The 26,994-nt window shown below is 56.9% G+C and carries 23 protein-coding genes; 10 read left to right on the forward strand and 13 right to left on the reverse strand.

The genetic code is table 11. The features are described 5' to 3' along the window. The first annotated feature begins 79 nt into the window (after positions 1-79). The gene (guaB, locus tag BLT38_RS12080; RefSeq protein ID WP_083345403.1) at positions 80-1,597 is read left to right on the forward strand and encodes an IMP dehydrogenase; all 1,518 of its coding nucleotides are present in this window, start codon (positions 80-82) and stop codon (positions 1,595-1,597) included. Between the two features lie 298 nt (positions 1,598-1,895). On the opposite strand, the gene BLT38_RS12085 is transcribed toward guaB, so the two are convergent. The 6 genes from BLT38_RS12085 to BLT38_RS12105 form a co-directional block, all read right to left on the reverse strand. Next, the gene (locus BLT38_RS12085) at positions 1,896-2,621 is read right to left on the reverse strand and encodes a molecular chaperone Hsp31 (RefSeq protein WP_083345404.1); all 726 of its coding nucleotides are present in this window, start codon (positions 2,619-2,621) and stop codon (positions 1,896-1,898) included. A 268-nt stretch (positions 2,622-2,889) separates the two neighbouring features. Next, positions 2,890-3,543, reverse strand: a complete 654-nt coding sequence (locus BLT38_RS12090) for a 2'-5' RNA ligase family protein (RefSeq protein ID WP_172838259.1) — start codon at positions 3,541-3,543, stop codon at positions 2,890-2,892. A 329-nt stretch (positions 3,544-3,872) separates the two neighbouring features. Further along, positions 3,873-5,918 carry a B12-binding domain-containing radical SAM protein gene (locus BLT38_RS12095; RefSeq protein WP_172838260.1) on the reverse strand — a complete coding sequence of 682 codons (2,046 nt, stop codon included), beginning with the start codon at positions 5,916-5,918 and terminating at the stop codon, positions 3,873-3,875. A 25-nt stretch (positions 5,919-5,943) separates the two neighbouring features. Continuing rightward, positions 5,944-6,324, reverse strand: a complete 381-nt coding sequence (locus BLT38_RS20695; RefSeq protein WP_172838261.1) for a hypothetical protein — start codon at positions 6,322-6,324, stop codon at positions 5,944-5,946. A 67-nt stretch (positions 6,325-6,391) separates the two neighbouring features. After that, entirely contained in the window at positions 6,392-9,253 is a 2,862-nt protein-coding gene (locus BLT38_RS12100) for a protein kinase domain-containing protein (RefSeq protein WP_083345407.1), read from the reverse strand. Further along, entirely contained in the window at positions 9,243-9,845 is a 603-nt protein-coding gene (locus BLT38_RS12105) for a sigma-70 family RNA polymerase sigma factor (protein ID WP_083345408.1), read from the reverse strand. The genes BLT38_RS12100 and BLT38_RS12105 overlap by 11 nt, the downstream gene beginning before the upstream one ends. 172 nt (positions 9,846-10,017) lie before the next feature. Between BLT38_RS12105 and BLT38_RS12110 the strand changes: the two genes are divergently transcribed. The 3 genes from BLT38_RS12110 (at position 10,018) to BLT38_RS12120 (ending at position 12,299) form a co-directional block, all read left to right on the forward strand. After that, positions 10,018-10,248, forward strand: coding sequence for a hypothetical protein (locus BLT38_RS12110; protein ID WP_083345409.1), 231 nt, complete (start codon positions 10,018-10,020; stop codon positions 10,246-10,248). A 126-nt stretch (positions 10,249-10,374) separates the two neighbouring features. Continuing rightward, the gene (locus BLT38_RS12115; RefSeq protein ID WP_083345410.1) at positions 10,375-11,850 is read left to right on the forward strand and encodes a sigma-54 interaction domain-containing protein; all 1,476 of its coding nucleotides are present in this window, start codon (positions 10,375-10,377) and stop codon (positions 11,848-11,850) included. A gap of 23 nt (positions 11,851-11,873) precedes the next feature. Further along, entirely contained in the window at positions 11,874-12,299 is a 426-nt protein-coding gene (locus tag BLT38_RS12120; protein ID WP_083345411.1) for a hypothetical protein, read from the forward strand. Here the strand turns inward: BLT38_RS12120 and BLT38_RS12125 are convergent. Beyond that, complete coding sequence (locus BLT38_RS12125; protein ID WP_172838262.1) at positions 12,292-13,224, reverse strand: LysR family transcriptional regulator; 933 nt, start codon at positions 13,222-13,224, stop codon at positions 12,292-12,294. The two genes, BLT38_RS12120 and BLT38_RS12125, sit on opposite strands and share 8 nt — an antisense overlap. 70 nt (positions 13,225-13,294) lie before the next feature. On the opposite strand from BLT38_RS12125, the gene BLT38_RS12130 reads away from it, so the two are divergent. After that, positions 13,295-14,188, forward strand: a complete 894-nt coding sequence (locus BLT38_RS12130; RefSeq protein ID WP_172838263.1) for a DMT family transporter — start codon at positions 13,295-13,297, stop codon at positions 14,186-14,188. A gap of 25 nt (positions 14,189-14,213) precedes the next feature. Here the strand turns inward: BLT38_RS12130 and BLT38_RS12135 are convergent, their stop codons facing one another. Further along, entirely contained in the window at positions 14,214-15,152 is a 939-nt protein-coding gene (locus BLT38_RS12135; protein ID WP_083345414.1) for a VWA domain-containing protein, read from the reverse strand. 84 nt (positions 15,153-15,236) lie between these two features. Between BLT38_RS12135 and BLT38_RS12140 the strand changes: the two genes are divergently transcribed. Both BLT38_RS12140 and BLT38_RS12145 read left to right on the forward strand, forming a co-directional pair. Further along, a complete protein-coding gene (locus BLT38_RS12140) occupies positions 15,237-16,508 on the forward strand; it encodes an EAL and HDOD domain-containing protein (RefSeq protein WP_083345415.1) in 1,272 nt (423 codons plus the stop codon). Positions 16,509-16,548: 40 nt separating this feature from the next. Next, positions 16,549-17,577, forward strand: a complete 1,029-nt coding sequence (locus tag BLT38_RS12145) for an Atu2307/SP_0267 family LLM class monooxygenase (protein WP_083347067.1) — start codon at positions 16,549-16,551, stop codon at positions 17,575-17,577. A gap of 3 nt (positions 17,578-17,580) precedes the next feature. Here the strand turns inward: BLT38_RS12145 and BLT38_RS12150 are convergent, their stop codons facing one another. Further along, positions 17,581-18,708 carry an SPL family radical SAM protein gene (locus BLT38_RS12150; RefSeq protein ID WP_083345416.1) on the reverse strand — a complete coding sequence of 376 codons (1,128 nt, stop codon included), beginning with the start codon at positions 18,706-18,708 and terminating at the stop codon, positions 17,581-17,583. A gap of 129 nt (positions 18,709-18,837) precedes the next feature. Between BLT38_RS12150 and BLT38_RS12155 the strand changes: the two genes are divergently transcribed. Further along, positions 18,838-19,107, forward strand: a complete 270-nt coding sequence (locus BLT38_RS12155) for a hypothetical protein (protein WP_083345417.1) — start codon at positions 18,838-18,840, stop codon at positions 19,105-19,107. A gap of 33 nt (positions 19,108-19,140) precedes the next feature. Here BLT38_RS12155 and BLT38_RS12160 read toward each other — a convergent pair whose 3' ends face one another. The 3 genes from BLT38_RS12160 to murC form a co-directional block, all read right to left on the reverse strand. After that, on the reverse strand, positions 19,141-19,563 hold the full coding sequence (locus tag BLT38_RS12160; protein WP_156785115.1) for a hypothetical protein: 423 nt from the start codon (positions 19,561-19,563) through the stop codon (positions 19,141-19,143). Then, positions 19,533-21,791, reverse strand: coding sequence for a GH92 family glycosyl hydrolase (locus BLT38_RS12165; protein WP_083345419.1), 2,259 nt, complete (start codon positions 21,789-21,791; stop codon positions 19,533-19,535). Before BLT38_RS12165 ends, BLT38_RS12160 begins: the two co-directional genes overlap by 31 nt. A gap of 109 nt (positions 21,792-21,900) precedes the next feature. After that, entirely contained in the window at positions 21,901-23,271 is a 1,371-nt protein-coding gene (gene murC / locus BLT38_RS12170; RefSeq protein ID WP_083347068.1) for a UDP-N-acetylmuramate--L-alanine ligase, read from the reverse strand. Positions 23,272-23,473: 202 nt separating this feature from the next. On the opposite strand from murC, the gene BLT38_RS12175 reads away from it, so the two are divergent. Both BLT38_RS12175 and BLT38_RS12180 read left to right on the forward strand, forming a co-directional pair. Further along, a complete protein-coding gene (locus BLT38_RS12175) occupies positions 23,474-24,625 on the forward strand; it encodes a YXWGXW repeat-containing protein (protein ID WP_083345420.1) in 1,152 nt (383 codons plus the stop codon). A 205-nt stretch (positions 24,626-24,830) separates the two neighbouring features. Next, positions 24,831-25,841, forward strand: a complete 1,011-nt coding sequence (locus BLT38_RS12180) for a YXWGXW repeat-containing protein (RefSeq protein WP_083345421.1) — start codon at positions 24,831-24,833, stop codon at positions 25,839-25,841. 70 nt (positions 25,842-25,911) lie between these two features. Here the strand turns inward: BLT38_RS12180 and murG are convergent, their stop codons facing one another. Then, positions 25,912-26,994, reverse strand: a complete 1,083-nt coding sequence (gene murG, locus BLT38_RS12185; protein ID WP_331711377.1) for an undecaprenyldiphospho-muramoylpentapeptide beta-N-acetylglucosaminyltransferase — start codon at positions 26,992-26,994, stop codon at positions 25,912-25,914.

The following is a 26,994-nucleotide window of genomic DNA, read 5'->3' on the forward strand; positions in this document are numbered from 1 at the left end:
ATTGCGCGATACTCGGCTTCTTCTGAGAGTGTGTGACAGTTGCGCAGCCACGCAATAGGACTACAATCTATGGAACTTTATGCTACTGAGCGCGATTCCCGAAGCCCTGACGTTTGACGACGTCCTCCTGGTACCTGCCTTTTCGGATGTGGTGCCGACCCAGGTAAACACCTCCACCCGCCTTACCTCCCGTATCACCCTGAACACACCTCTGCTCTCCGCCGCCATGGACACGGTTACCGAGTCGCGGCTGGCGATTGCCATGGCCCAGGCCGGTGGCATGGGCGTGGTGCACCGCAACCTCTCCATTGAGCAGCAAGCCTCCGAGATCGACAAGGTGAAGCGCAGTGAGAGCGGCATGATTGTCGATCCCGTGACCATCGAGCCGGAAGCACCCGTCGCTGCTGCACTGGAAGTTATGCGCAAGTACAAGATCAGCGGTGTTCCGGTGACCAAGAACAAGAAGCTGGTTGGCATTCTGACCAATCGCGATCTCCGCTTCGTCTCGCGCACCGACATTCCGGTCAGCGACGTGATGACGAAGGAGAAGCTGATCACCGTTCCTGTAGGAACCACGCTGGAAGATGCGGAGCACATTCTGCATCAGCATCGCGTAGAGAAGCTGCTTGTCGTCAACGACGCCTATGAACTCAAGGGTTTGATCACTGTTAAAGACATTCAGAAGAAGTTGAAATATCCGAATGCTTGCAAGGATGAGCAGGGACGGTTGCGGGTGGCAGGGGCGATTGGCGCTACCGGCGACTTCCTGGAGCGCGCCGCCGCACTGGTGGAGGAGAACGTGGACGCTCTCGCCATCGACTCGGCTCATGGTCACTCCAGCCGCGTTCTGGAGGCAGTGCGTGAGTGCAAGAAGCGCTTCCCCAATGTGGACCTGCTGGCGGGCAACATTGCCACCTATGACGGCTGCCTGGCCCTGATCGATGCGGGCGCGGATGCCGTGAAGGTGGGCATTGGACCGGGTTCCATCTGCACCACACGCATGGTGACCGGCGCAGGTATGCCGCAGATCACCGCGATCAGCGAGGCCTATCGTGCGGCCAAGGAACGCGGCATCACCGTGATTGCCGATGGCGGTATCAAGTACTCCGGCGACATCACCAAGGCGATTGCCGCTGGTGCTGGCTGCATCATGATCGGCTCACTCTTTGCAGGCGTGGACGAATCGCCGGGCGAGACGATTCTGTACCAGGGCCGCAGCTTCAAGGCGTATCGCGGCATGGGATCGCTTTCCGCCATGGCGCAAGGCTCCGGCGAACGCTACTTCCAGGGCAAGGACGACCTCAGCGGAGGACCGAAGCCTTCTCTCACCGCCCCGGAACCGACGGCGAATAACCGGCTCAATAAGTTCGTGCCGGAAGGCATTGAGGGTCGTGTTCCGTACCGTGGACTGCTGGGCGACATGGTGTATCAGCTTGTGGGCGGTCTGCGTTCGGGCATGGGCTATCTGGGTTGCGGATCGATTCCGGAGCTGCAGGAGAATGCGCGGTTTGTGCGGATTTCCGGCGCTGGTTTGCGTGAGTCCCACGTACACGACGTGGTGATTACACGCGAAGCTCCGAACTATCACGCAGAGTAACGGGAGAGGGAGGGGTACCCCTCCCCCCTGTTTTTCTAAAATCGTCTTTCTATTGGGTTTACGTTTTGGTTTCCGCTAAAATCGTCTTCCCATTGGAGTTAGAGCCAAAATCGTCTTTCTAAAAGAGTTAGGGCCGCGCAAAGCGCGGCCCTTTCCCTGTCCTAATTCCATTTTAGTGACTTCGAGGAAATAACATGCCAACTCTATTTCTTTTGATTTGTTAGAGTTGGCTATCCATGGGGCTTGACAGCTTGCACCGATCGCGTGGAAAGGCTGGCGGTCGGATGCCCTGCCGGTTCTACATGCTGTCGAACAATCTGACGATTCGTTCCGCTGTATTTCTGCCACTCTCGGGATTTGTTCCGGAGATCAGACGCCCCGAGGTTACGGAGTAGTCGTCAAATGCGTTCATCGCAGTGCTGTAGTAGCCCCCCGCTGCCTCAACTGCCTCAACGATTGGAACTACTTTGTCATGCCTCATCTTGTCCAAGATATTGAAGATGAGTTCCCCTTCGATCATGAATCCGGTTACTGTCCTGCCTGCAACAATGGATTTCCCGGTCTTGGCATCGATGACACCGGGCAAGATCGCTGGCCCGTGGCAGACAGTGCCGACGATGCCTTCGCGATTCCAGACATCCGCAGCGAGAGTCTGCAGATTCTTCGCAGTTGGATAGTCGTACAGTGCAGCGTGGCCGGCTGAAGCGAAGAAGACACCGTATTCTCCGAGTTTCAGATCTTCCGCTTTATTCAGCTTTGCCAGCTTTTGCATGAACGGGTGTTTGGGATTGTTGAAGACGGCCTTATCGCTACCCGAGAGAAACGGCGGCTGGAGAGAGTTGTAGTCAAGACCATGTGTGCCGGTTTCCGATGCAAGGTCGACTTCAAAGCCAGCCGAAGTGAGAACCTCGAATGGGTGGAGGGCCTCTACAAAGAACAAGCCTGTCTTGTGCCCCTGGGGATAGATGGCACCCTCATAACTTGAGATTGCGATGACTGCCTTGCGCTGAAGCTTCTTTGACATAACCGATCCTCACCTTGACTGTGGTTGAAAACTATCGAGGCGTTGACCTGGATACAGTCAACATCCTCATCTGCCACAGTGATGTTCGGCCTTTCGGGGAGGCTGGCCAATTCCATCTTCATGGAACGGAAGTCATCGCGCTCGTATTCGAGACGTACTGTTTACTGTTGTCGCCCACGTCTTTGCTCGTTCACCCGTTACCACTTATCGTGTCAGATTTGCTGATAAGGGGTTCTGCTGTGATTGCCTGGATGCAACGCCTAGAGATCTATAGCTGTTTAAGTTTCTTCGCAGCGGTTCCAAATGGACCTATTTGATAGACAGCAGCACTTACAGGTGAGAACGTGAACGGCTGAAAGCGCTCCGTAATCATTTTGTCGAGATACACCCGCTTAGCAACGCCTGTGCTGACATGCGGGCTGTAATACTTGCCTGTTTGTTTCGGAACAAAGGTTGTCACGTAGCTGATCAGCGCTGCGTCGCTATCAGGATCGCTTGGACCGGTAAACGCCGCGACTGTTCCGGTCTCAAACGTGAACGGGCTAACTGCGGCGATCAGCGCTTGCTGTAGCTGGAGCAACTCCGGTGTGGGTCTTATAACGATGCCAGCCACCCCAACATCTTTGCCTGGTGTGTAGTAGTACTTGAACGCCTCCAGCCTCATGCTGCTTATCTGGTGGGTGGAAAGCACCTTCGCCGCCGCGGCATAAACCTTTTCCAACTCATCTGTACGAACAAAACGCTGAAGCAACGTTATGTGGGGACGATGCTGCTCATCAAGAGCGAATCCCCCCGGAAAGACCTTGAGCAGTCGAGCGTTGTTCTCTTGTGCGTGGCTCAACATCGTGGCATCGGGTTCCAGCAAAATATCAATGGCGGTGACCGATCCCGCTGTGATGCTTTGCGGCGTCGCATTCGGCATCAGTGCCCCTCCCAGGAAAGAAACCAATACAATCAAAGCCCTCAGACTTATTGACATAGGATTCTCCCGTTTGTTCTGTTCGCAACTTCCACTCTTCGTCAGTTGCTGGGAAGTAGCCACGCAAGGATATTGAGCCGCCTGTTCTGGCTGACCGCGTGACCGTTCCAATCGATTTCAGCTTAGGAAGCAATCCGGGGCGAATCTACCGGTAGAAATACCAGTCTTGATTGCCCCGCTATGTGGTTTCGTGGAGTGTCGATAAGTTGGCTTATTGTCTGTAACACTGACGGGACGCTAACGGCTCCTTGCGGGCTTGCAAAGAGGTAGTTTCAGCCAATGGCCGCAGTGGTTACTATCCACCGATCCTGGAGCAAAGAACTCTTCAGTGCCTGTGTTGCGCCTTCAACGGCTTCTTCATCTGAGATTGCGAAGGCGCTTGCGACGTAGCGTTGTAAATCGGAATGGCTGCCCGCTATGCCCACACGGAGAGCATCGGAAAGAAATGGAGATATCCGCACTAAGGTAGCGGCGCCTGCGGGATTCATTTTGGTTGCGTAGTACGAGTCGTTTGATTCGAGGTGCGAGGAAGAACCTTCTCTAAGACTACGAATGAGTGCATCGAGATCGAAGTCGAGGTCAAGCAACGTGACTCCTGGTGCGAGATAGGCGGCTTCAGGCTCTTTGTGGAGTGATGATGGAGCGAATGGCTTGGCTGCTACTGTGTCACTCTCGGTGGTGCTTGAGAGATTGAGTGCTTGCTGCACCTGCACCAGCGCCATGATCACATCGTTGCGGCCTGCTATGGATGTACTTACGAATTCGAGAAAGTCGGACCGGCAGTTGTGGCTGGCGTAGTAACGACGCAGGTCAGACTTTGTCATGGAGCCACAATGTTGCAATCTCCACGCTTGCCATGATTCGTGGAACTTCAAGATGTCTTCCACCTGTGCGATTGCGCATAACAGCCAACGGAAATGCTCGACGGCCATTCCCAGAAACTCTCGCAGTTCGAACAGGATTTCCCTATCAAGAGCGGGACTGGGAATCATATAAAAATTCGGGAAGATATCTGGGTAATTCCGGATCAGTTCGAGGTCGTGCTCGGAGCTTCCGAGTCCCTGATGGGACATGTCTGAACAGTGATCTTCGAGCACGAGTTCGTGTGCGTGGTTTGTATGAAGCGGTGTGCCTGCGAGTGGGGCGAGTAAGTTGATTTGCGGATGCGATAGAGAACAACGCGCGGACTGCATGTAAATCTTCAGCGTGTCTCGAACGTCGCTCCATTGTTCTTCGGGAAAGCCGGTGATGAGTGAGGCAGTTGTACGAATGCCAAGTTGTTCGCTAACACGGAGCATCTCCTGCGCGCGTGCGGGATCAAGATCCTTGTCGATAATGCGCTGCATCCGTACTGAGCCAGATTCGATGCCGAAGAAGAGACCGCGGCATCCACTGGCACTCATCTGTTGGAGTAACTCTTCATCGATGCAATCGGTGCGCGCGCTGCAATCCCAGGTGAAGTCTTCTCCGGACGACTGCATGGCTTCGCAGAATGCGACGACGCGTTTGCGATCCACGGTGAACATGTCGTGGACGAGTTCGAAGTGGCGGATGCCGTATGTCGTGGCGATGGAACGCATCTCTGCGAGGACGCGGTCTGGGGATCGGAGACGAAAGCGTCGGCGAAAGAAATCGTTCGTGGAGCAGAATGTGCAGGAGAAGGGGCATCCACGACCGAGTTCAATCGATGCGGATTTGGCGCCGTGCAGATAACTGCTGAGGTGATAGGACGGCGACGCCAGAGAGTCGAGGTCCTCAATCACAGGTGCGTTGGGAGTTCGGCGCACTAGCTGACGATCGCGGAATGTTAGCCCGGGGACTTGTGCGAATTGATAGTCGCCTTGTAACTCACGGAGCAAGATGGGCAGGGATTTTTCCGCTTCGCCGCGAAGGATGAAGTCGACGAAGGGAAAGTTGCCGATCACCTTTTCATCGACAACAGAGGCCTGTGGGCCGCCGAAGAGGATGGTCGCGTAGGGGCGAATCTCTTTGATGGCGCGCGCTACTCTGAGGCTGAGCGGAAATGTGCTGCAGATGGAGCTGAAGCCGTACACATCGGCGTTGGCGCGCACGATTGTGGACGCAAGATGATGCGCGAAGTCATCGATCTGGTCTGTACCTGCTGCGGCGGCGAAGCGGAGGTATTCTGCGTTGACGTCAAAGACGTGCGGGCAGTCTCCCTCTGCTTCAAGAACCGCTGCGACACTCAGGATGCCAAGTTGCGGCTGCAGCGCAGCTTGCTGCACTGCCCTGCTCGCAATCTCTTCCTGTGTTCGGAACTCAGTGATCGTTGGTGCCGTGACGAGCGCGAAGTGCATCTCCACTCCTCGAATGGGAGCCGCGTTAAAACGGCGGCCAGCCCTCTTGCTCGAGACGCATATCGAGTGCGTACGTGGTGCCACCAGCCTCCGTGCTCTTTGCAGCAATACCCTTCGGAGCAACGGCCTTCTGGCTAGGAGAGCAGATCTGCTTGAACGGCAGTTGGCTCGTTTGCAGCAGTTCATGAAGCTTGGCGAGAAACAGCTTGCCCTCTTCTGTATGAGGGATCTTCACCTGCAGGGATTCCTGCTGCACTACCGTGGGCGATGGCCCACGCGTTCCGGTGGGTTTCGGCTTAGAGATTTTCACTGACTTCGAAGCAGTCTTCTTCGAAGCTACTGAAGCGGTCTTTTTTGCCTTGGTAGCTTTTTTCGCAGCGGGGGAAGAACCAGGAACACGTGCCATGTGACCTCGTTGTATCTTCTCGACCTATGCTCGGAGCTGCTGTTGAAGATAGCGTAGGCGAGATCGATTAAGGATGATTTACTAGCTTTCCGAGTTGGATTGTAGAACTCTGTTCGCCGAGGTTCAAATAAATTGTGTCGCCAGAAACCGACAAATTGAAGGCTCGGGGTAAGACGTTGTCGATGGATGCTCTTTGTTTATGAAAGTGAGCTACGTCGAAAGGTGCACCAAATGCTCTCGTCTTTGCGTTGAAGGGCAGGCCATAGATACAAGAAAAGCCGTCACCGTTGGAGACGTAATAGATCGTCTTACCGTCTCCTGACCAGCGTGGATGCCAGGGAGTACCGCTGCCAACAGGAATCGCAAGCCAGTTTGTTTCAGCCTCGCCTGTCTGCGGATTCAGACGGACGGCATACATGAGTTTGCGGTCTTCTTTCTCTTCGATGAAAAGCAGGAACCCATTTTCGGGGGACCAGCTTACATCGCCTAGCGACAGGCCGGGTGCTCCTAAGATGACCTTCTGACTGCCGTCGCCACGGTTCATCAGGTTGACCGTGCGGTGCTTCTCATCGCGGAAGAAGAATGCCTTGTCGTGCTGGAACCATCCCATGGGTTCCAAGCAGTTGGCACAGGCCCGCTTCATCGTGCCGCCGCGTTGACCGTCGTAAATGGCATAGGATCCGTCATTCTCCATTTGCGTATATGCGATCCACTGGCCCGTTTCATCAATGATTGGCGAAAGGACCGGTGTGCCTGCCTGGATGAGTATGGATTCCTGCCCGGTGCTTGTGTCGCGCATGAGGATCTGCCGTTCTCTCCTGCGCCCTCTTGCGTACACAACCATGCGTCCGCCTTCCGCCGCGAACGGTGTACCGTCAATATCTGCGTCCTGTGTCAGCTTCTCGAAGTCATGCCTTTGTCCTTTGAGAGCATGTGTGATCTGCCAGATATGCAGAGCCCCTGAGGTGCGCGTAAAGGCAATATCTCCCTTAGAAGAAATGGATGGATCGAGATCTGCCGCATTCTCGTTGAGAAGCCATTTCATCTGGTCCGTCGCTTCGAGTGTGTTTGGATCCAACGCGAGAGAGAGAAGACTTGAACGGCGTGAGTCGCCAGAGGCGCTGAAGATAAGGCTGTCTGAAATCCAGTTGACGGAATTCAACCTACTGGGAAGAAGTTTGCCCGCTCGTAACTTTGCAAAAGCATTCGTGGGGTGAGGCACACCATCGGCAATCTTCATGGTCCACCAGTCGAAGCAGCCCTGTGGGGACTGGTCGTGTGCTGCGCAACCACCGAATAGGACAGAAGTACCGTCCGTACTCCATACGGGGAAGCGTGCGTCGAGAAACGTGGAAACAAGCTGCCGTGGTGTGCCCCCGGCGAGCGACATGATGTACAGCTTTCCGGACAGATTGCTCTGGTCCGGATCCCCAGTCCAATACAACATTTTTTGACCATCGGGTGAGATGGATGGATTCCTGCCGCGCGGTACGAGCAGCGTGGCTTCGTCAGGGTTCTGCACGCTTGTGACGTAAATGCCTCCTCCATTCCGTTCGGAGCGGTAGGCAACTACGGTGCCGTCTGGAGAGATGCTGGGATCACCCTCACGCGAGCGATCATGGGTGATGCGTCGTAACGTCCCGGAGGGCAACGGCTGGACGAAGATGTCGAGGTTACCGCTCTCCGCCTGATCGGATGAATAAGCCAGATACTTCCCATCGCGGGAGAGCGACGGGCTTTCGGATTCATCCGTGTCGGGAGTGAGCTGGCGCATGTCGCAGATTTGGCAGGGTTCTACCTTCGGTGTGCGAGCCGTACGCAACAGCAATGCACCACCGGCCGCAACCAGCACAATTGCGGCAGTTGCAAGCAAGCGCGGATGCTTTCTCCAGGTGGGTAACAGGAGTGCCTTCCGAACCTCAGCTATGTTTTCAAACCGATCTTCCGGATTGCGTTGCGTACAACGCCGAATGACTCCGTCCCAACGGGAGGGGTAACCCTGCTTCGCAGCTTTGCTTCGCGCAGTTCCTCCGGCCGATGTTGGCTTAGGACGGGAACCGGTCATCATCTCGTGCAGGACAACGCCCAAGGCATATTGATCGGCAAGAGGGCTGACCCGTCCCTGCTCTTCCTGTTCCGGAGCCATGTAGCCGGGGGTTCCCATACCGCTCACCGAGTCCACCGCGGCTTCTCCGTGAGGGACGCGGATGGAGAGCCCGAAGTCCGTGATCACGGCACGGGTGTGCCCGTTTCCTAAACCAACCAGAATCACGTTACCGCTCTTGAAATCCCGGTGGGTGACCCCCTGCGTGTGCGCCGCTTCGATTCCCGAGAGAAGCTGGGATGCGACGAGGAGACCCAGCTGCGGGGAAAGCTTTCCATCCTGACGGATTTTCTCGAGCAGCGTGGGACCCAGGAGAAGTTCCATGCTCAGGAACCAGGTCGGCCCTTCCTCGGACCCGTCGTGCAGAAAGAGTTCGTGAACACGGCAGATGTTGGGATGGGAGATTTCGCGTGTGAGCCGCACTTCCTGCTTGAACCGCTCAATAACCTCCGCATGGACGGCGATATGGGGCAGGATGGTTTTTACGGCGACTTCTTGAGTCAGCTCCCTGTCCCAGGCCTCATACACTTCGCCCATGCCGCCGGCGTTGATGAATCGCTTGATCTCAAATCGCCGCGCCAGGACATCCCCCTGGTGGAAGCGCGGGAGACGATCCTCAGGTTGCAGGTAGGCATGGAGATCACCCGCGGCGGTTTCAAGAAAATCGCCGGCGGAGGCGTCCGACTCCAGCAGACGCAGGACTTCGGCTACAAGCTCCGGGTCCTCAGAACATGACGTTTCGACGATGGCACGCTGCTCCGCTTCAGGAGCGTCTACCGCGAGATCAAAGACCTGCTTTACTCTTGCCCACCGTTCAGCATTCATGAGGTGTGCTGCGTCTTGGCACGAGTTCTCCGTGCAACCACGCTCTTGCCATGGACCAATCGCGTTTCGCGGTCCGAACAGAGATATCGAGGATCTCTGCGATCTCTTCAAACGACAGGCCTGCGAAGAAACGCATCTCGACGACCTGTGCCTGCCGCTTATCAAAGGCCGCCAGGGAATCCAAGGCACTGTTCAGTGCAAGGATGTCTACGGGCTGCGTTGACACCTGCATTTGCGAACTAAATTCGACCTGCTGGTGGGCGCCTGGACGTTTTGCTGCTTTTGCAGACCGTGCGTGATCGACCAGCACCCGTCGCATGATGGTGGATGCCAACGCGAAGAAGTGGGCCTTGTTCTGGAAATCGAGATTGTCCAGATTCAGAAGCTGTAGATAGGCCTCGTTGACCAGAACCGTGGGCTGCAGCGTGTGATTGGGACGCTCATATCGCATCTTGCGCTCTGCAAGCGCATGGAGCTCACGATAGACAAGCGGCATCAAAACGGAAGCAGCTTCCGAGTCGCCCGCCCGAGCGCGCCGCAATAACTGCGTGACGTGCTGTGGCCCTGAGATCGAATTGAGTGAATCCAACATGCGTAGCCCCGGGAAAGTAACTGCAGTGTCGAATGGCCCGAGTATACCCGTATTGCTATACGCCTTTCACCTGATATCTGACATCGTGAAAAAAAATGGCACGATCTGTGAACGATTCGCGCATTAGGAAGTGAGGGCGGAAAAAGGTCCTCAAGTGCTCGAGGAGTCAGCCATGATCTTGCAGCCCCTTACCCGCAATCTTCGCCGAAAGACAGTGCTCAAGGCGGGCTTTTTGATAGTGAAGGTCCTGATATTTCTGCCGCTTTCTCTTCTTGCGCAGACACGGGCTACCGAAGTTACTACGGATCCGATTGCTTTTTCTGCCGATGTTTCAATGCAAACCTTCGGCCAAGACCATGCTGACTTTGCGGTTGTTACGAATGACCGCCTTGATCACGAATAACCGGTTTATCTGCATAACGTTCTCTCTGCTTTTGCTGTCCTGATTTACCTGTTCTGCCGGTTACGAACCTCCCAGGTCTTATTTGTTCGTTCCCGGATACGAGTCAAGAAAAGACAAGGATTCCATATGCCGAAGTCACGTACAGTTGCGATCGTTAGCTCCTCCACTCCCTTTCTGCACACTTTGGTAGCTGCTTTGACCTTTGAAGGCCATGAAGCGGTTACCTTCGGAGCCCTCCCCCACGCAGTGAAGTACGCCGTGAATGAAACGCCCGACGCAGTTGTGGTCGACGTTTCTTCACGGCCACCCTGCGACGAGGCTTCGCTCTCGAAACTGGTTCGTACTGTTGGAAGAGACAGGGTATGGATGGCTTTGCCCATGGGCATGAGCCCCTGGAAGGAAGACGCTGAGCGGTTAGGCATCGACCAATTCCTGAAAACCCCGATTCAGCCCTCGGAAGTGGAAGAGATTCTTACCGATCTTCAGGGATTACCCCAAGTACTCACTTCAGCTCGAGGCGAGATGCCCTGCGGGGCTAAGTCGCGATACTTCCATATCGAAGACATGCCGAACAATCGGTACTTCCTGACGGCCAGTCCTGCGATGTGGCGTATCTATGAGAACGTCTGCCTTCTGGCTGCGGTGAATGTGCCTGTACTGATCCTGGGTGAAAGTGGTGTGGGCAAGGACGTGATCGCCAACCTGCTACATAAGCGTTCACGGCGGGCAGCCCACCCGTTCTGCTCAGTTAACTGTGCGGCTTTGCCGTCAGACTTGCTGGAGAGCGAGCTGTTTGGCTATGAAGCGGGAGCGTTTACCGGTGCAGTGAAGGCTAAGCCTGGAAAGTTTGAACAGGCAGACAAGGGCACGATCCTGCTGGACGAGATTGGCGAGATGAGCGCACCGATGCAGGCAAAGCTGTTGCATGTGCTGCAGGATGGCCGGTACTCCCGTCTCGGCGCCAGAAGCGTTTCCCAGGCCGATGTGCGTGTGATTGCAGCTACGAACGTCAACATTGAAGATGCGATCGCAGACAAGCTTTTCCGTGAAGATTTGTACTACCGCATCAACGCTTTCACGATTGAGGTGCCACCGCTCCGTGAGCGTCGCGAAGAGATCCCATACCTGGTGGAAGAGATGATGAAGCGGCAGTCGGCCGTATTAAATCAAGAGCCGGTCTATATCTCGCCGCGCATGATGACTGTGTTGCAGGAGTATCAATGGCCGGGCAATCTGCGCGAACTTGGAAACGCCGTGACTCGTATGCAGGTGTTAAAGGGACATGAATCGTCGCTTGCAGATATCGAAAGCAAGATGGTCGGCAGAACCTCAGGCGTTCATGCATGTGCTGTCGACACGCAGGAACGAACAAACAATGTGAATGAGATGCGGTCTATCGTTCGGAACTTCAGGGATCAGACAGAGAGTCGTTTGATTCAACAGGCTTTGGAAGAAGCACGGTGGAATCGTCGCCAGGCGGCAGTCGCCTTGCGCATTAGCTATCGCGCTCTGCTCTACAAGATTGACCAATATCGGCTGAAAGACACGCGCATTTCCGTACGCGTCGGCGCAACGCAGAATCGTTTGACGGCACAGGCATAAGATCGTGAGCGAGACTCTTCCGCATGGTCGAACGTAGACTGCGCATTTTGATCCTTGTTTATCTTTGGGGCGCGTTGATTGAAGACACGCTGCTGTTCGTGATCGCGTGGGTTGCGCCTGACTTGTGGTTTCGCGTGTTTCACCACGCTTTTCCCATAGGGTTCGAGGTCGCCTTTTTGCGTCGCTCCGCTGGGCAATGGGCTGCGTTCGCGCTGGCTCAAGCGATCACTCTGTGGCGTTGGAAAAAGCAGCCCGTGTGGCTTGCGGTTGAGGCAGGGATTCGATTCTCTGACCTGTTTACCGATGTTTCTTACATCATCGTCACTGCGCACTCGCTGACCACGGTGGGGTGGTTTCTGCTTTTGCCTCCGCCGCTACTGAACCTGGTTGGCGTGGTTATTATGCTGCGGGCTTACAACCAGATGCAGGGTGCCAAACCTGCTATTTGATTTTTAGAGCTGGTTCTTTGCGAGGCTTGGCTGGATTTTCGATCAACTGTTTCGCCATATTCCAGAATGCCTGCATGACTGGCGAGAACCACTTATCGCGGTGGCGTACTAACTGCGTGTAGACATAGACCGGCTTTTGGGGCCATGCGAGTGCTACCAACGAACCGCGTTGCAGTTCTGATGCGACGACGAGTTCCGGAAGAATGGCTACGCCTATGCGAGCGATGGCGCATTGCTTCAGGGCCTCAACACTGGCAAATTCAAGCAGGCGATTTACGCGGCCGCCCTCCTGAGTCATGGTGCGCTCGAAGACAGCGCGATAGCTGCAGGCATGGTCGGTAAGCAGAATCTGTTGCTCCGCTACGTCGGAGGCGGATAGCTTTTTCTGCTTTGCCAGCGGATGCTCTGCGGCAACCAGCGCGAGCACGCGTTCCTTGCGAAGACTTTGCGCGAGCAGCGACGGCACCTGGATGGGAGTGTCGATCGAGATGGCGAGATCGACGCCGGGTTCCTGCACGGCGGCTGAACAGGAGGCATCTGCACGAAGAGTTAGCCGGACGTCGGGATAAGTGGCCTGAAATACTCGCAGCAGTTCCGGCATGCGATACGTTAGAAGGCTTTCCGCTGCACTTACTACCAGCGGGCCGACGATGCGATCGTCTTTCTGGACGGAGAGGCGCGCCTGTTCTGCCGTGCAGATGAGCTTTTCCGCGTGAGTGAGGAACTGGCGGCCCGCGTCGGTTAACTCAACCTGGCGCCCCAAGCGATTGAACAGAGGTAGACCAAGATCTGATTCGAGCGCCTGCACCTGCGCCGTTACACTGGATTGCGCATAGTGAAGTTGAGACGCCGCACGGGTGAAACTGCGGGCGTGCGCCACTTCTACAAAGGTGCGAACCTGCCGAAGATCAAGAAGTTGTTCCATCGCCATTTCCGATGGGAACGATCATATCAATTCATTGGACACGATGGTTGGAGGAGGCGAAGCTTTTGTCATGAAGACGCGCTATGTGGCCCAACTGTTGCTGCTTTCCGCTGTGTGGGGAATTTCGTTTCTGATGATTCGCATTGCGGACGTTGCCTTTCCGCCGGTGTGGGTGGGTTTGTTGCGCAGTGCGACGGGCGCTGCGTTCTTATGGATTGTGCTGCTGATGGGGCGTAAGAAGCTGCCGCCACGCCGTTTGTTTTTCTGGCTGTTCCTGGTGGCGCTGACGAACAATGCACTTCCCTTCTTCTGCTTTGCGTGGGGCGAACGCATTGTTCCGAGCAGTGTGGCCGCGGTGATTAACGGCACCACGCCTATCTGGACACTGTTGTTGTCGTTAGCGATTACGAAGACGCGTGCGCAGGTACATACCATCCTGGGTGTTCTGCTTGGGTTTGCGGGTGTGGCTGTCGTCGTGACATCGCAACAATCTGATAATGCTGGCGGTACGGGACACCAACAATTGTTGGGCGCTGCGGTAATTGCTGTGGGTGCGTTGGGATATGCAATTGCAACCGTGCTGGCCAAGGCAAAGCTGCAAGGGCTTGATCCGATTGGGTTGGCGACGACGCAGCTTTCGCTCTCAGCATTGATGCTTACGCCAGTTGCGCTGATTGGACCACATCCGTCGCAGATTCCTCTGCCATCGGTGCTGGCGGTTCTGGTGCTTGGTCTGGCAGGAAGCGGCATTGCCTACCTGCTGTACTACAACCTGCTGGTGCATGTGTCCGCAACGCAGGTGGCAGCGGTGACGTATCTGTTACCGCTGTGGGGCATGGTGTGGGGATCAGTGGCGCATGAAACGATTGCCCCGATTGCCTATGTTGGCGCGGCTGTTGTGGTGTTTGGGTTGGTGTTGTTGAATCGACGGCCTGCACCGAAACCTGCTTTGCAGGAAGCGTGACGGAGATTGTTAACTTTCCTCACCGTTAATGCGAAGGCGCGATGTAACCGGAGCGTGCGCGTGGCTTGAGACCTTCACCATCGACCGTGATTACGACTTTGCGAAACGTGCCGTCGTGTTCCGTGTTGGTGGAGTAATAGCCTAGTTCATAAAGAGAACGCAGATCCGCAGCCATGCTGGTGAAGATGGCTGCGGGTTTCTGTTCGCGCACATCGAAGGAACGGCCTCCAGTGGACTCTGTAAGGTGATTGAGCAGGCGCATGCCGTAGCGGTCTCGCGCGGTTTCCTTCGACGGTTTGTTCTCTGTGGTGCGCAGCGCGTAGACCAGCGTGTCTGCCGATTGTGCCTGAGCGATGGCGTCGGACTCGTCGTGTTCGGATGAGTTCTCTTCTCCATCGGAGAAGATGACGAGCACTTTGCGGCGGCCGGTCTCTTCTTTCATCTTGTCGGCGATGGAGAACCAGACGGCATCGTTGAGAGCTGTGCCGAGTGCACGATCTTCGTGCGGGCCAATCTCCGGTGAGTTTCTGTCGCCTTTATGAAAGCGATGCACGCCGTCGAGGATGGCGTGGGGATCGGCACTCCAGTCGCTGCAGAGACGCAGGTGATTGCCGAAGCAGACGGCGAAGGCGTGGTCACGTGGTTCCATGACGTTGGCGAGGAAGGATTCGATTTCCTTTTCGTGTTCTTTGACGAACTTATCCTGGCTACCGCTGGCGTCAATGAGGAGGCCGATGCTGAGTGGGAGTTGGCGTTCGGTTGCGAAGTAGCGAATGGTTTGCGGGATGCCGTCTTCACGAAGATGGAATGCAGTTTGCGGTAACGAGGTGACGAGGTTCCCGGAACTGTCGCGGACGGTGAGGGTGATCTGTACAAGGCGGCTGTCGACACGCAATTGGTACGGGGTGGACTGCGCCATGGCCGAGCTGACCACCAGCCCACATGCAAACAACAACTTCTTCATGCAGATTGATACTCCGGTTGCGGCTGGTTTGTTCCGTGGATTTCTCAGTAAAGCCATCACCGATAGCTGCCGATAAGGACGTTGATGGCACTTCATTCACATTGGGTTAGGGAGAAGCAACAGGCACCGCTGCCCGCAGGCGCGTTTTGCCGATTTGTTGCGCGCCAACCCATTGTGGATCGGTTGCGGCGTACGTTTGGCTATGAGTTGCTGTTTCGTTCTGGGTGGGAGAACAGCTTTTGCGCAGATGGCGAGGCAGCTTCGCGACAGATTCTGGATAACGCGGTGAGCTTTGGGTTGGATTCGATTGTGGGTGAGTCCATTCCTTTTGTGAACTGCACGCGATCGCTCATGCTGAACCGCATGCCTGCCGTGTTGCCGCCGGGGACAGTGCTGGAAGTACTGGAAGATTCTGAAGTGGATTACGATCTGATCTATGCGTGCCGTGAACTGAGCACGATGGGCTATGGTATTGCGCTGGATGACTTCGACTTCACAGAAAAGTGGGAACACCTGATTCCATTTGCGAATTACATCAAGCTGGACTTTCGCACGAGCACTGCGAGAGAACGCATCCGATTGATGTATCGGCTGAAGTTTCACAACATCCGTTTTGTTGCTGAGAAGGTGGAGACCGAAGCAGAAGTGCAGCAGGCGATGGATGAAGGATTCCATCTGTTCCAGGGTTACTTCTTTATGCGCCCCGTGGTGATGGCTCGGCCTTCGTTGACGGCGGTGGTGAACAAGCTGCGCTTCCTTGCGGAGTTGAGTTATACGGAGATGGATCGGACGAGGGTTCTGCGGCTGTTGAAAGAAGAGCCGTCCATTTCGTATCGCGTGTTGAGAGTGGCGAACTCTGCGGCGCTGGGTTTGCGGCAGCCGGTGAAGAGCCTGGAGAGTGCGCTGGCCATGATTGGCGATGAGCAATTCCGTCGGCTGGCGACGCTGGCTTTAGCAACGGAGTTCTCTGGTGGAACCTCGCTGGAACCGATTCGCTTCATCCTGCAGCGGGCGCGGCTGTGCGAACTGTTGGGTGTTGCCATGGGGATGGAAGCGGGTGAGATGTATCTGTTTGGCATGATGAGCGTGGTGCGAAAGACACTGCAGGTGACTGGCGAAGAGGCCGACCAGGTGTTGCGTATGAGCGCGGATATGTCTGCCGGCCTGGATGGTGCGGACAACCACTACCGCTGGTTGTTGGAGTTGGCGGAGAGTTGCGAACGAGGCATGTGGGAGCAGATGGAGCGGTCTGCTGCGATGCTGCATGTGGCGGAATCAAAGGCGGCTGAGCTTCTGCTGGAGGCGCAGGCTTGGGCTGCGGCGATCCTACAACATGCGCATGACGCATTTGTTTGATATCGAATCTTTTTCCTGATGCGTGCATCCTATGGGTGTTATGCAAATCGGAATCGATAGTTTCGCGGCACTGGTAGAAGATCCCATCACCCATGAAAAGCCCACGGCGGCAGTACGCATGACGCGGTTGCTGGAAGAGATTGAACTGGCTGATAAGGCTGGCTTGGATTTCTTTGGGCTTGGCGAACATCATCGCGAGGAATATCTGGATGCCGCTCCGGCTGTGATCCTGGCTGCGGCTGCTACGCGGACGAAGAACATTCGTCTTGGCAGCGCTGTCACCGTGCTGAGCGCGGCTGATCCGGTGCGTGTGCATCAGGAGTTTGCCACGCTGGATCTGATCAGCGGTGGACGCGCGGAGATTGTGGTTGGGCGCGGGTCGTTCATTGAGTCGTTCCCGCTGTTTGGTTTGAAGCTGGAAGACTATGACGACCTGTTCATTGAGAAGCTTGATCTGTTGTTGAAGCTGCGCGATGAGACTTACGTGAACTGGAGTGGCAAGCATCGTCCGGCGTTGACGGGGCAGGGTGTGTTTCCTCGTCCGTTGCAGAAGAAGCTGCCGGTGTGGCTTGGAGTGGGTGGGACGCCTGCTTCGTTTGCTCGCGCTGGTGCGCTGGGGTTGCCGCTGATGGTGGCGATCATTGGTGGTGAGCCACATCGTTTTCGTCCGTTGATTGACCTGTATCGCGAGGCTGGTAAGCGCGCTGGTTATGGCGACGATGTACTCAAAGTTGGCGTGCATGTACTGGGGCTTGTGGGCGATACCGATCAGGCTGCGGCGGATGCGTTCTTCCCTGGCTATGCTGCTGCGTTTACGAAGATTGGCAAGGAACGCGGATGGCCTGCGGTGACTCGTGGGCAGTTTGAGGCGCTGCGCAGGCCGAAGGGCGCGCTGATGGTGGGTGAGCCTTCGTTTGTTGCTGATAAGGTGGCGCAGATGAGCGAGGATCTGGGTGGGTTAGAGCGTGTGACCTTCCAGATGAGTGTTGCTGCCCTGCGGCATGAGCCGATGATGCGTGGCATTGAGTTGCTGGGAGAGAAAGTGGCTCCCGTGTTGCGTTCGAAGTAATTCCTAAGCGAAGAGACGCCCTTGCGCTTCTGCGAATGTTGCAGAGTGTGAGGGCTTCTTTGTTTCTGCCACCTCTCTGCTGACGAGGGTGTCCATTTGGCGTTGGCCCACTTTGTGGCGGATGCAGCTTGCTTTGACGAGTGCGCGAAGTCGCTCGCGATAGGGGCGGGAGGCGAAGTCCATGTCGCGGAAGCGTTCCATGTAGAGCACCTGCAGATGCGGGAAGTGTTCGCGGATGAACTCAAAGTATGTGGGGCGTGAGCAGGGTTTGAGGAAGAGTGGATTGGCGCCGAGGAAGCTGGCGCCGACACTCTTTGCTAGGGCAGCCATGCGGTCGATGGCTTCGGCCGTATCTGTGATGCCGGGTAACAACGGGCAGTTGAGGATGCCGGTGCGAATGCCTGCTTCGCGCAGTTTGCGCACGGTTTCGAAACGCAGATCGGGGCGTGGGGCGCGGGGTTCGAGCTTACGTGCGAGTTCGACGTCGGGTGTTGTGATGGTGATGTGGACGACGAGCGTGCTGCGTTCGTTGATCTGCTGGAGCAGGTCGATGTCTCGCTCAATCAGCGTGGCCTTGGTGACCATGCCGATCTTCAGGCCTTCGTGACGTGCGAGGACTTCGAGGAGGCTACGCGTGATCTTCATGCGGCGTTCGATGGGCTGCCAGGGATCGGTGGCGGTGCCGAGGGCGATCTCTTCGTGAAGCTTGTGTTGCTTTGCCATGCGGCGGAGGTCCTGTTCGAGGAGCCATGCTGCGTTTTGTTTGGCAAAGATGCGACGTTCGAAGGCTTCGGGATCGCGGAGGTTCATCTCCTCGGTTGGTTTTGTGAAGGCTTCTGCGTCGGCGAGAGTGCCTCGGATGGGTTCGGTGGCGGCGGGGGCCAGGAACTCGTGGGTGTAGCGGGCGTAGCAGTAGCGGCAGCCGAATTCGCAGCCTCGGTAGGGGTTGATGGACCATGCCATCCAGTGCAGGCGTTTGGAGACGGATTTGTTCAGGATGGAGCGGACGGCGAGCGAACGGAAGTCGACGTCGTGGCCTGCGTCGAGGTGTTCGCTTTCCTGTGCCATGCGGCCGAGGCCGTTGACGCGGGGCAGGGGGAGGATGGGAAAGAGGTCTGTCGTATTCGCCATTTGTTCGCCTTTTCTGACGTGAGATTAGGCGTTGTTTTGGGCTGGGTCAAGGGGATTGTTGTGGAAAGCTGATCGAGCTATAACACGCTCGGATGCGAGATATACTTCGGTGCAGCTGGAGCAAGTTTCTTGAGCAACCTTCTGTTTTGTATCGCAGGGATAGCAATTGGACTGATTTTCTTTGTTGCAGGAATCTTTCAGGCATTCGCGCCGGCCGTCTGGGCCGATTTACCAATCCATGGCAAAGGGTTGATCGTCGACCGACAGAAGACACGCAGAGAGATGATGCGCCCGACAGCTCGTGTCCTCGGTGGTGGACTATTCATGTTGTTCGGACTCTTCATTACTGTTGAGTGCGGCATCCAAGCTGTTCACTGGCTAGTGGTCTTCAGGAAATAGCATTCTCCCCGAAGCGCGAATATCAGGTTCGCTTTATGAATCCAAGGAACCAGAGTTGCGGTCAAGGGTGCGGCTCAGCCACAGGATAAGACTTGTTTCTAAACTCACTATGATGAACCACACCACTACTGGAACTTGCTTATCGATCGGAAAGAAAATGGCGAAGATTAATGTATTGATCGCCAGTAGCGATGCCATGGGCAACCAGTAGGAGCGTTTGCGCCAAGAGTCTCTGTTATTCATGACGAACTGTCCCAACAAGAAAGCCATGCATAAGAAGAATCCGAACCAGTGCATGAAAGGCGTCCATGGCCAGTCCAGAAATAGCGCGCACAGTGGAAATGAAATAACGACGAGACTGATCAGGACATAGAGACCGATGTCCTTGAGGCGGCTCGTCTTTTGATTCCCACTGTGCTTCATGACTAACGAGGTAGAGCCATATCGGATGGCCATTGCTTGTTGGGTTGGGGGCCCATCTTGAAGGTGAGTTCGCCGCCGTTGATGATGTCGTTATGCTTGATCCAGAAGTTGTTTAGGGGTTTGCCGTTGAGTGTGGCGGACTGGATATAGATGTTTTGCGGGCTGACGCCTTCTGCGTGAATGTGGAAGGTTTTGCCGTTGGTGAGATGGATCTTTGCGTCGGGCAGCAGGGGTGTGCCGATTTCGTATGCCGGGATGCCGGGAGTTACGGGATAGAAGCCTAGAGCGCTAAGGAGATACCACGCGGACATCTGGCCCGCGTCGTCGTTGCCTGCGAGGCCGCTGGGGCGATCCTGATACCAATTCTTGCGGGTTACGGCGACTTCCTGCTGTGTCTTCCACGCTTCGCCTGCGTAGTCGTAGAGGTAGGTGATGGCGTGCGAGGGTTCGTTGCCGTGGTCGTAGAGCTTACGCGCGAAGAGTTCGTCGAGCTTCTTTGTGAAGCCTGCGTTGCCGCCTTCCAACTTGATCAAGCCCGGGACGTTCTGCGGGACGAAGAAGGTGTACTGAAAGGGCAGGCCTTCGGTGATGTACTTATACGGCTTTGATGGATCGAAGGGCGAGTCCCACGTGCCGTCGGCGTGGCGGCCGCGCGCGAAGCCGGTTTGTGGGTCGATGACGTTGCGGTAGTTCTGCGCGCGCTTCATGAGCGCGGCTGCGTCTTCGGTCTTACCGAGTGACTTCGCTACTTGTGCGACGACGAAATCGTCATAGGCGTATTCGAGTGTGCGGGAGACCTGTTCCTGCTGGTGGAAGGCGTCGAGCACCTTGTTTTCGAGTGGAACGTAGCCGAGCTTCAGGTAGTCGTCGAGAGCGCGGCGGCCTTTGCCGTCTTTGTATTCCTCGATGGTCTTCGGCTCTTCAAAAGCATTGCGGCGCATGAGCGGGTAGGCGCGGTTGATGTCGAAGCCGCGGATGCCCTTTAGGTATGCGTCGGCGATGATGACAGCGGCGTGGTCGCCGACCATGGCGGAGGTGTAGCTGTTCCACATGGGGAAGATGGGCAGGAAGCCACCTTCTTCGCCTTTGCTGATGAGCGAGCGAACCATTGCGGCGTCGCGGTCAGGATCGATGATGGTGAGCAGCGGATGCAGTGCGCGGAAGGTGTCCCAGGCGGAGAAGTCTTCGTAGTAGTCGCCGGTTCCCTTCACTGTTCCACCGACTGCGAATTTGGGCCGTGTGCCGCTGACGTCGCTGAAGGTGCGAGGCACGAGGATGGCGTGATACATGGCCGTGTAGAAAACGCGGCGATCAGATTCTGGTCCGGTGATTTCGATCTTGCCTAAAGCGCGATCCCATGTGGCGTGTGACTTGGCTTCAACTGCTGCTGCGTCAAACGTAGAGATTTCTGCTTCGAGGTTTTTTCTGGCTTCGTCGATGGAGACGAATGAGGTGCCGATGCGTGCGCGTACCGTTTCACCCTGCTTCACGTTGAAGGTGATGGCGGTGCCGGCGGGTTGGAAATCGGCAGCGAGGTGGATTGCCGTTTGCGTTGCCTGTTCCTCATCCGGTGTGCCTGATGCAGGAGCGTTGTTGGCCTTCCATGATGGGCCGGTCTTGAAGTCGTGATCGAAACGGATGACGACGTAGCCTGCGAAGCCTGCAGATTTTCCGGTGCCGCGATAGAAACGTCGAACGGGATTGATGCCGGTGATCTCGCGATGTGCGGCGTCAACGGTGAGGGTGGCGTCGCCGCCGGGTGCGAGGTTTTCTACCTGCAGCCATGCGGGGCCGGACTGCTGGAAGGTAAACGACAGCAGGCCGCTACGCGAGAGCGCCGTTACGCTGGCTTTGACGTGCAGGTCAGGCAAGGCAACGTCATAGCGGTAGGGCGTGGAGTGTTCGTCGCTGTGCGGAAAGCTTGAAGCGCGCTTCGATGCGTCTGCGGGGAAGATGCCGGTGCCTGCGAGAAATTGGAAGCTGCCGTAGTCCTGCACCGCGGAGCCGGAGAGGAAGTGTGTGGCGCGGATGCCGTAGAGCTTCGGCGCGTCGTACAGGTAGGCTACTGTGCCCTTTTTCTCTGTGCGCGTGATCGCGGGTGTCCATGACGTCATGCCGTAAGGCACGCCTACTCCGGGGAAGGTGTTGCCTTCTGCGGAGGTGCCTACGAGCGGATTAACGTCGTCGGCGAGCGTGTGTTTTTGAGCGGCGGCAGAGAGCGTAACGGCACAGAGAGCGAGCGAAAGAGCCTTGCGAAGCATGGCAACACTTTACCTTGCGTCGGCTCACGAACGTCACTCTGACATGCGGATCAGATTCGCGTTTCGCAGGGCGAAATAGCGAATCGCTTCATCACTACCTGTCGTTCTGCTATTTCCGCAGTGCTTCGAGGATCATGGGGCCGGCTTGCGAGATGCTGCCTGCGCCGAGTGTGAGGATGGCTTCGCCCTTGGCAGCGGATTCTGCTACGCGTTGCGCGCCAGCTTCAAGGCTGGGTGCGTAGTTGGCGTCGATGCCTGCGTTGCGCATCGCGCGAACGAGTGCGCCGGAGGAGATGCCTTCGATGGGCTGCTCGCTGGCGGCGTAGATGTCCACGACTTCGACACGGTCTGCGTTTGCGAATGCGAGGACGAAGTCTTCAAAGAGATCGCGGGTACGCGTGTAACGATGCGGCTGGAAGAGAACGTGGACGCGGCGGTAGCCCACATCGCGCGCGGCCTGCAACGTGGCGCGGATCTCTGTGGGGTGATGGCCGTAGTCGTCGATGACCGTGACTCCGCGTGCTTCTCCCTTGGTTTGGAAACGGCGATCGACACCGCGGAAACGCGAGAGGCCTGCGGCAATCTGCTTGGGTGGAACGCCGAGTTCTACGCCGATGGCAACGGCTGCGGTTGCGTTCAGGACGTTGTGTTTGCCGGGTACGTGCAGCTTGAATGGGCCGAGCACGATGCCGCGTGCATTCACTTCAAAGGTGGAATAGCTTTCCGCTTCCGCAGGCAACATGACGAGTTGGAAATCTGCCTCAGAGCTTTCGCCGTAGGTCATCACGCGCTTGGTGACGCGTGGAAGGATGGAGCGCAGCAATGGATCGTCAATGCAGGCGGTGGTGGCTCCGTAAAACGGCACCTTGTTCATGAAGTCGACGAAGCACTGCTCCACGTCTTCCATGTCGCGATAGTTTTCCATGTGTTCGCGATCAAGGTTGGTGACGACGGCAAGAATGGGCGAGAGTTTGAGGAAGCTGCGGTCGCTTTCGTCGGCTTCTGCAACGAGATATTGCGACTGGCCGGGACGCGCGTTGGAACCGAACATGTCTACGCGACCACCTACGACTACGGTGGGGTCAAGGCCGCCTGTTTCCAACACCGCCGCGATCATGCTGGTGGTGGTGGTTTTGCCGTGCATGCCCGCGATGGCAACGCCGTACTTCAGACGCATGAGTTCCGCGAGCATTTCTGCGCGAGGGATGACGGGGATGTGGCGGGCCTGGGCTTCGAGAACTTCAGGGTTGTCCTTGGCGACTGCGGAGCTGATGACGACGACGTCTGCTGGGCGCACCTGTTCCGCTGCGTGGCCAACAAAGATGGCCGCTCCGAGCTTTTTGAGCCGATCTGTGGTGGGCGAGGTACGGAGGTCGGATCCGCTGACAGGGAATCCCATGGAAAGCAGGATCTCGGCGATGCCGCTCATGCCGATGCCGCCAATCCCGATAAAGTGTACTCGCTGCGCCGCTGCGAACAAGGCGAACTGTTCTCCCGTTTCTGAATCAGAAATCAATGTAGCAGTGTGAACGCCGCCCTGCGGAGCATTTCCACGCGAAACGTTTATTTTCAGGGCGATGCGGTGCCGGGATGCGCAACTTTTGTCGCAAAACTGCGTTTGAGTGAATGTAAGCCAGCCTCACCCGCGAAGCGCGGGGCGGCATGGCGGAAGGAGCAGCACCATGTACGTTCCCACCTCAGTTCGGACCTCCGTGACAACTCTTGCCATCGCCGCAGCCAGCCTGATGGCAGCGCCCATGCTGCACGCGCAGTGGGGCATTGCAGTGAATGTTGGCGTGGCACGGACAGCACCTCCTCCGTTGCCGGTGATGGAACAGCCAATGGCTCCTGGCGACGGCTATATCTGGACGCCCGGCTACTGGGCATGGGATGACCAGGTGCAGGACTACTACTGGGTGGATGGCGAATGGGTGATGGCGCCAGAAACCGGCCTGCTATGGACGCCCGGATATTGGGCTTACGGCAATGGCGGCTACATGTGGAACGCCGGATATTGGGGCCCGGAGGTGGGCTTTTATGGCGGCGTGAACTATGGCTTTGGCTATTTCGGCACCGGCTATGAGGGCGGCTACTGGAACGGCAACCGCTTCTTCTACAACACGGCCGTAAACCGCGTGGATATGCGGTTTGTTCACAACACGTTTGTGCGTCCTGTGGGCGGTGACTGGAACCGTGGCGGTGCTCGCGTGTCTTTCAACGGTGGCCCCGGCGGACTGCGTATGCAACCTAACCGCGATGAGCAACGGGCAATACAGGATCGTCGCTTTGGACCGACCATGACGCAGCGCGCCCGTGGATTTGATCGCGGAGCGGCTTCTGGTCCGTCAAATAACGGTTTCCGTGGACAGAATCCACAGGACTTCCATGGAAACGATGGGCGTGGCAATGATGGACGCGGAAACGATAGCCGTGGAAACGGGTTTGTTGGCAACGGGCAGCAGCCTGTGCCCAATGGAGGCAACAATGGCATGCGCTGGTCCGGTGGTAACGACAACCAGAATCGGCCTCCGCAGGTGAACACGCCGAATCCTCCCCAGCATGCGTTTCCCCAGGGGCAGGTGAATGCGCCGAATCCTCCTCGCCGGGATTTCCCGACGGATGGTGGACGAGGAAACAACGTTCAACAGAACACCCCTGCGCCTCGGAACTTCGATCGTCCGGTCCAGAACACGCAGCCGAACGATTTCCGCGGCGGTGGTGCACAGGCTCCGCAGGGCGGTAATCGGTTTGGTGGTGGGGATCGCCCGAACTTCAGCGCTCCTCAGGGCAATCACAATGCGCCTTCCGGAATGCGCGGATTTGGCAGATTCTAAGATGTTTGTGCCTGAAGCTGGCAGCCCACGCCGGGCTGCCAGTTTTGTTTTTGGGCGCCTTGCTATCGCGCATTCTTTCGACCGCAACCTGAACTGAATTTCTGTGTTCTAACAAGTGACGTTAATTCCGGGTTTTTCCCGGAAGACAGACCGGGCTTCGATCGAACCCCGCCGCAAGGGGACGGACAGGCGAAGGAGATCCGGCATGGTGATGGAAATGACGAAGTTTGGAAAAATTGGAGCGATTGCTGCCCTGTCTGTTGCACCCGTGGTCGCGTTGATGATGCCCAACAACGCAGAGGCACAGGTGGCGGTTGCGGCCAGCTTTGGTGCTCCCCCGGCGATTCCCGAATATGACCAGCCGCCAGCCCCTGGCGACGGCTATATCTGGACCCCTGGCTACTGGGCCTGGGATGGCGGTGCGAATGACTACTACTGGGTTGCCGGTACATGGGTCATGCCTCCATACACTGGCGCCCTGTGGACGCCCGGTTGGTGGGGTCCTGGCTACGGCGGCGGATGGCTGTGGAATGCCGGCTATTGGGGTCCGACCATTGGCTACTACGGTGGTGTGAACTACGGCTGGGGCTACTTCGGCGTTGGCTTCTACGGTGGCTACTGGAACGGTGGACGCTTCTGGTACAACCGCACCTACTGCCGCTTTGGACCGGGCTTTGGTGGACGTTGGTACAACGGCAGCTACGGCGGCTTCCATGGCAATATCCGCGGCGGTGGACCGGCGTTCAACTCGCATCCTCCGGCTAACTTCCGCAGTGCAAGCTTTAATGGCGGACGCGGCGGCTTCAACGGATCGAACGGATTCCGTAGCGGCACAAACGGTGGCAACTTCAACCGTGGCGGACAGCCTGGCGGATCGTTTAACCGTGGCAATGGCTTTGCCGGTCAACCCGGCGGCAATTTCAACCGCGGTGGCCAGAACTTTGGCGGACAAACCCGCAGCTTCTCGCAGCCGGGTGGCAACTTTAACGGCGGCGCACGGAGTTTCTCACAACCGGGCGGTAACTTCGGCGGTGGAGCACACAGCTTCTCGGCACCTTCGGGTGGCGGCAACTTCGGTGGCGGCGGTCGTAGCTTCTCTGCTCCGTCTGGCGGAGGCTTCCACGGTGGTGGTGGCTTCAGCGGTGGCGGTGGTGGTGGTGGATTCCACGGCGGCGGGGGCGGAGGTTCCCGTGGCGGTGGCGGCGGTCACCGGTAAGAATCAACTTCCCTCCCCCAGAGGGATCAAGGCCCGGCTCAATGCCGGGCCTTTCTTCTTTGCTGTTTAGTTAACGCGCGAGAGAGGCGATGCGGTTGCCAATGTTCTGCAGGGCATTCGGTCTGGCTGCCGATCTGGCTGCTGCGGACATCTGCTGCAGATGTTGTGGTGCCGTGAGCAGAGTGGTGAGACGCGTGCTCAGTGTGTCCGGCGTTAATTCTGCCTGCGGCAGCATCTCTGCTGCGCCGACGCGCACCATGGCGAGCGCGTTCTTTGTCTGATGATCATCTGCTGCCTGAGGGAATGGGACGAGTAACGCAGGACGGCCTGCCGCGGCGAGTTCTGCGACGGTGCTGCCGGACCGTGCGAGTACCAGCGTGGCCTGTTCTAGCTGCTGCGGCATGTCCTTTAGGAATGACAGTACGGTTACTCGCTCCGTGGAGATACCGGCGTTGCGATAAGCCGTTTCTGTTGCGGCGAATGCACGCTCGCCTGTCTGGTGGACGATGGTGAGATTGGGAATCGTTGCGAGCAGATCAGCCGCGATCAGAGGCAATGTTTCATTGAAAACCTTCGCGCCGTTGCTACCTGCGGTGATGAGTAGACGCGGTGGCTGAGTAATCAATGGGCCAATGCGAAAGATTTCTGTACGAACAGGGACGCCGGTGACTTCGGCGTTGCGGAAGTAAGTTTTGGTTTCTTCAAATGCAACGGCTGCGGCGCTGACTCGTTTTCCAAGGACTCGATTCACCATGCCGGGTACGGCGTTGGGCTCGTACGCGAGTGTCGGAATGCGCAAGAGTGTGGCCGCGATCATCGCGGGGCCGCTGGCGTAGCCACCAACTCCAACCACAACTTGCGGATGAAAGCTGCGGAGCAGACGCATGCAATGAAGAATGCCTAGCGGGAGATCAGCAAGTGTTTTCACGCGCGTCCATAACGAGACGTTTGCGAGTTGGCCCACCTGCATCAGCTCCAGCGGAAAACCTGCTTCTGGAACGAGATTTGTTTCGATGCCGCGTGGTGTTCCAAGGAGACGGACCTCTGCGGCGTGATGATCACGCAGTTCGCGAGCGATGGCAAGCGCGGGAATGACATGACCGCCGGTGCCGCCGCCTGCGATGAGAACACGCAGGTTGTTATTCAAAGCCAC

It is taken from the genome of Terriglobus roseus, from assembly GCF_900102185.1.
Taxonomy (GTDB): domain Bacteria; phylum Acidobacteriota; class Terriglobia; order Terriglobales; family Acidobacteriaceae; genus Terriglobus; species Terriglobus roseus_A.

Coding starts and splice junctions, on each gene's coding strand:
- guaB (WP_083345403.1), top strand. CDS start 80: ATGCTACTGAGCGCGATTCCCGAAGCCCTGACGTTTGACGACGTCCTC.
- BLT38_RS12085 (WP_083345404.1), bottom strand. CDS start 2,621: ATGTCAAAGAAGCTTCAGCGCAAGGCAGTCATCGCAATCTCAAGTTAT.
- BLT38_RS12090 (WP_172838259.1), bottom strand. CDS start 3,543: ATGCCGAATGCGACGCCGCAAAGCATCACAGCGGGATCGGTCACCGCC.
- BLT38_RS12095 (WP_172838260.1), bottom strand. CDS start 5,918: ATGCACTTCGCGCTCGTCACGGCACCAACGATCACTGAGTTCCGAACA.
- BLT38_RS20695 (WP_172838261.1), bottom strand. CDS start 6,324: ATGGCACGTGTTCCTGGTTCTTCCCCCGCTGCGAAAAAAGCTACCAAG.
- BLT38_RS12100 (WP_083345407.1), bottom strand. CDS start 9,253: ATGAATGCTGAACGGTGGGCAAGAGTAAAGCAGGTCTTTGATCTCGCG.
- BLT38_RS12105 (WP_083345408.1), bottom strand. CDS start 9,845: ATGTTGGATTCACTCAATTCGATCTCAGGGCCACAGCACGTCACGCAG.
- BLT38_RS12110 (WP_083345409.1), top strand. CDS start 10,018: ATGATCTTGCAGCCCCTTACCCGCAATCTTCGCCGAAAGACAGTGCTC.
- BLT38_RS12115 (WP_083345410.1), top strand. CDS start 10,375: ATGCCGAAGTCACGTACAGTTGCGATCGTTAGCTCCTCCACTCCCTTT.
- BLT38_RS12120 (WP_083345411.1), top strand. CDS start 11,874: ATGGTCGAACGTAGACTGCGCATTTTGATCCTTGTTTATCTTTGGGGC.
- BLT38_RS12125 (WP_172838262.1), bottom strand. CDS start 13,224: ATGGAACAACTTCTTGATCTTCGGCAGGTTCGCACCTTTGTAGAAGTG.
- BLT38_RS12130 (WP_172838263.1), top strand. CDS start 13,295: ATGAAGACGCGCTATGTGGCCCAACTGTTGCTGCTTTCCGCTGTGTGG.
- BLT38_RS12135 (WP_083345414.1), bottom strand. CDS start 15,152: ATGAAGAAGTTGTTGTTTGCATGTGGGCTGGTGGTCAGCTCGGCCATG.
- BLT38_RS12140 (WP_083345415.1), top strand. CDS start 15,237: ATGGCACTTCATTCACATTGGGTTAGGGAGAAGCAACAGGCACCGCTG.
- BLT38_RS12145 (WP_083347067.1), top strand. CDS start 16,549: ATGCAAATCGGAATCGATAGTTTCGCGGCACTGGTAGAAGATCCCATC.
- BLT38_RS12150 (WP_083345416.1), bottom strand. CDS start 18,708: ATGGCGAATACGACAGACCTCTTTCCCATCCTCCCCCTGCCCCGCGTC.
- BLT38_RS12160 (WP_156785115.1), bottom strand. CDS start 19,563: ATGGCCATCCGATATGGCTCTACCTCGTTAGTCATGAAGCACAGTGGG.
- BLT38_RS12165 (WP_083345419.1), bottom strand. CDS start 21,791: ATGCTTCGCAAGGCTCTTTCGCTCGCTCTCTGTGCCGTTACGCTCTCT.
- BLT38_RS12175 (WP_083345420.1), top strand. CDS start 23,474: ATGTACGTTCCCACCTCAGTTCGGACCTCCGTGACAACTCTTGCCATC.
- BLT38_RS12180 (WP_083345421.1), top strand. CDS start 24,831: ATGGTGATGGAAATGACGAAGTTTGGAAAAATTGGAGCGATTGCTGCC.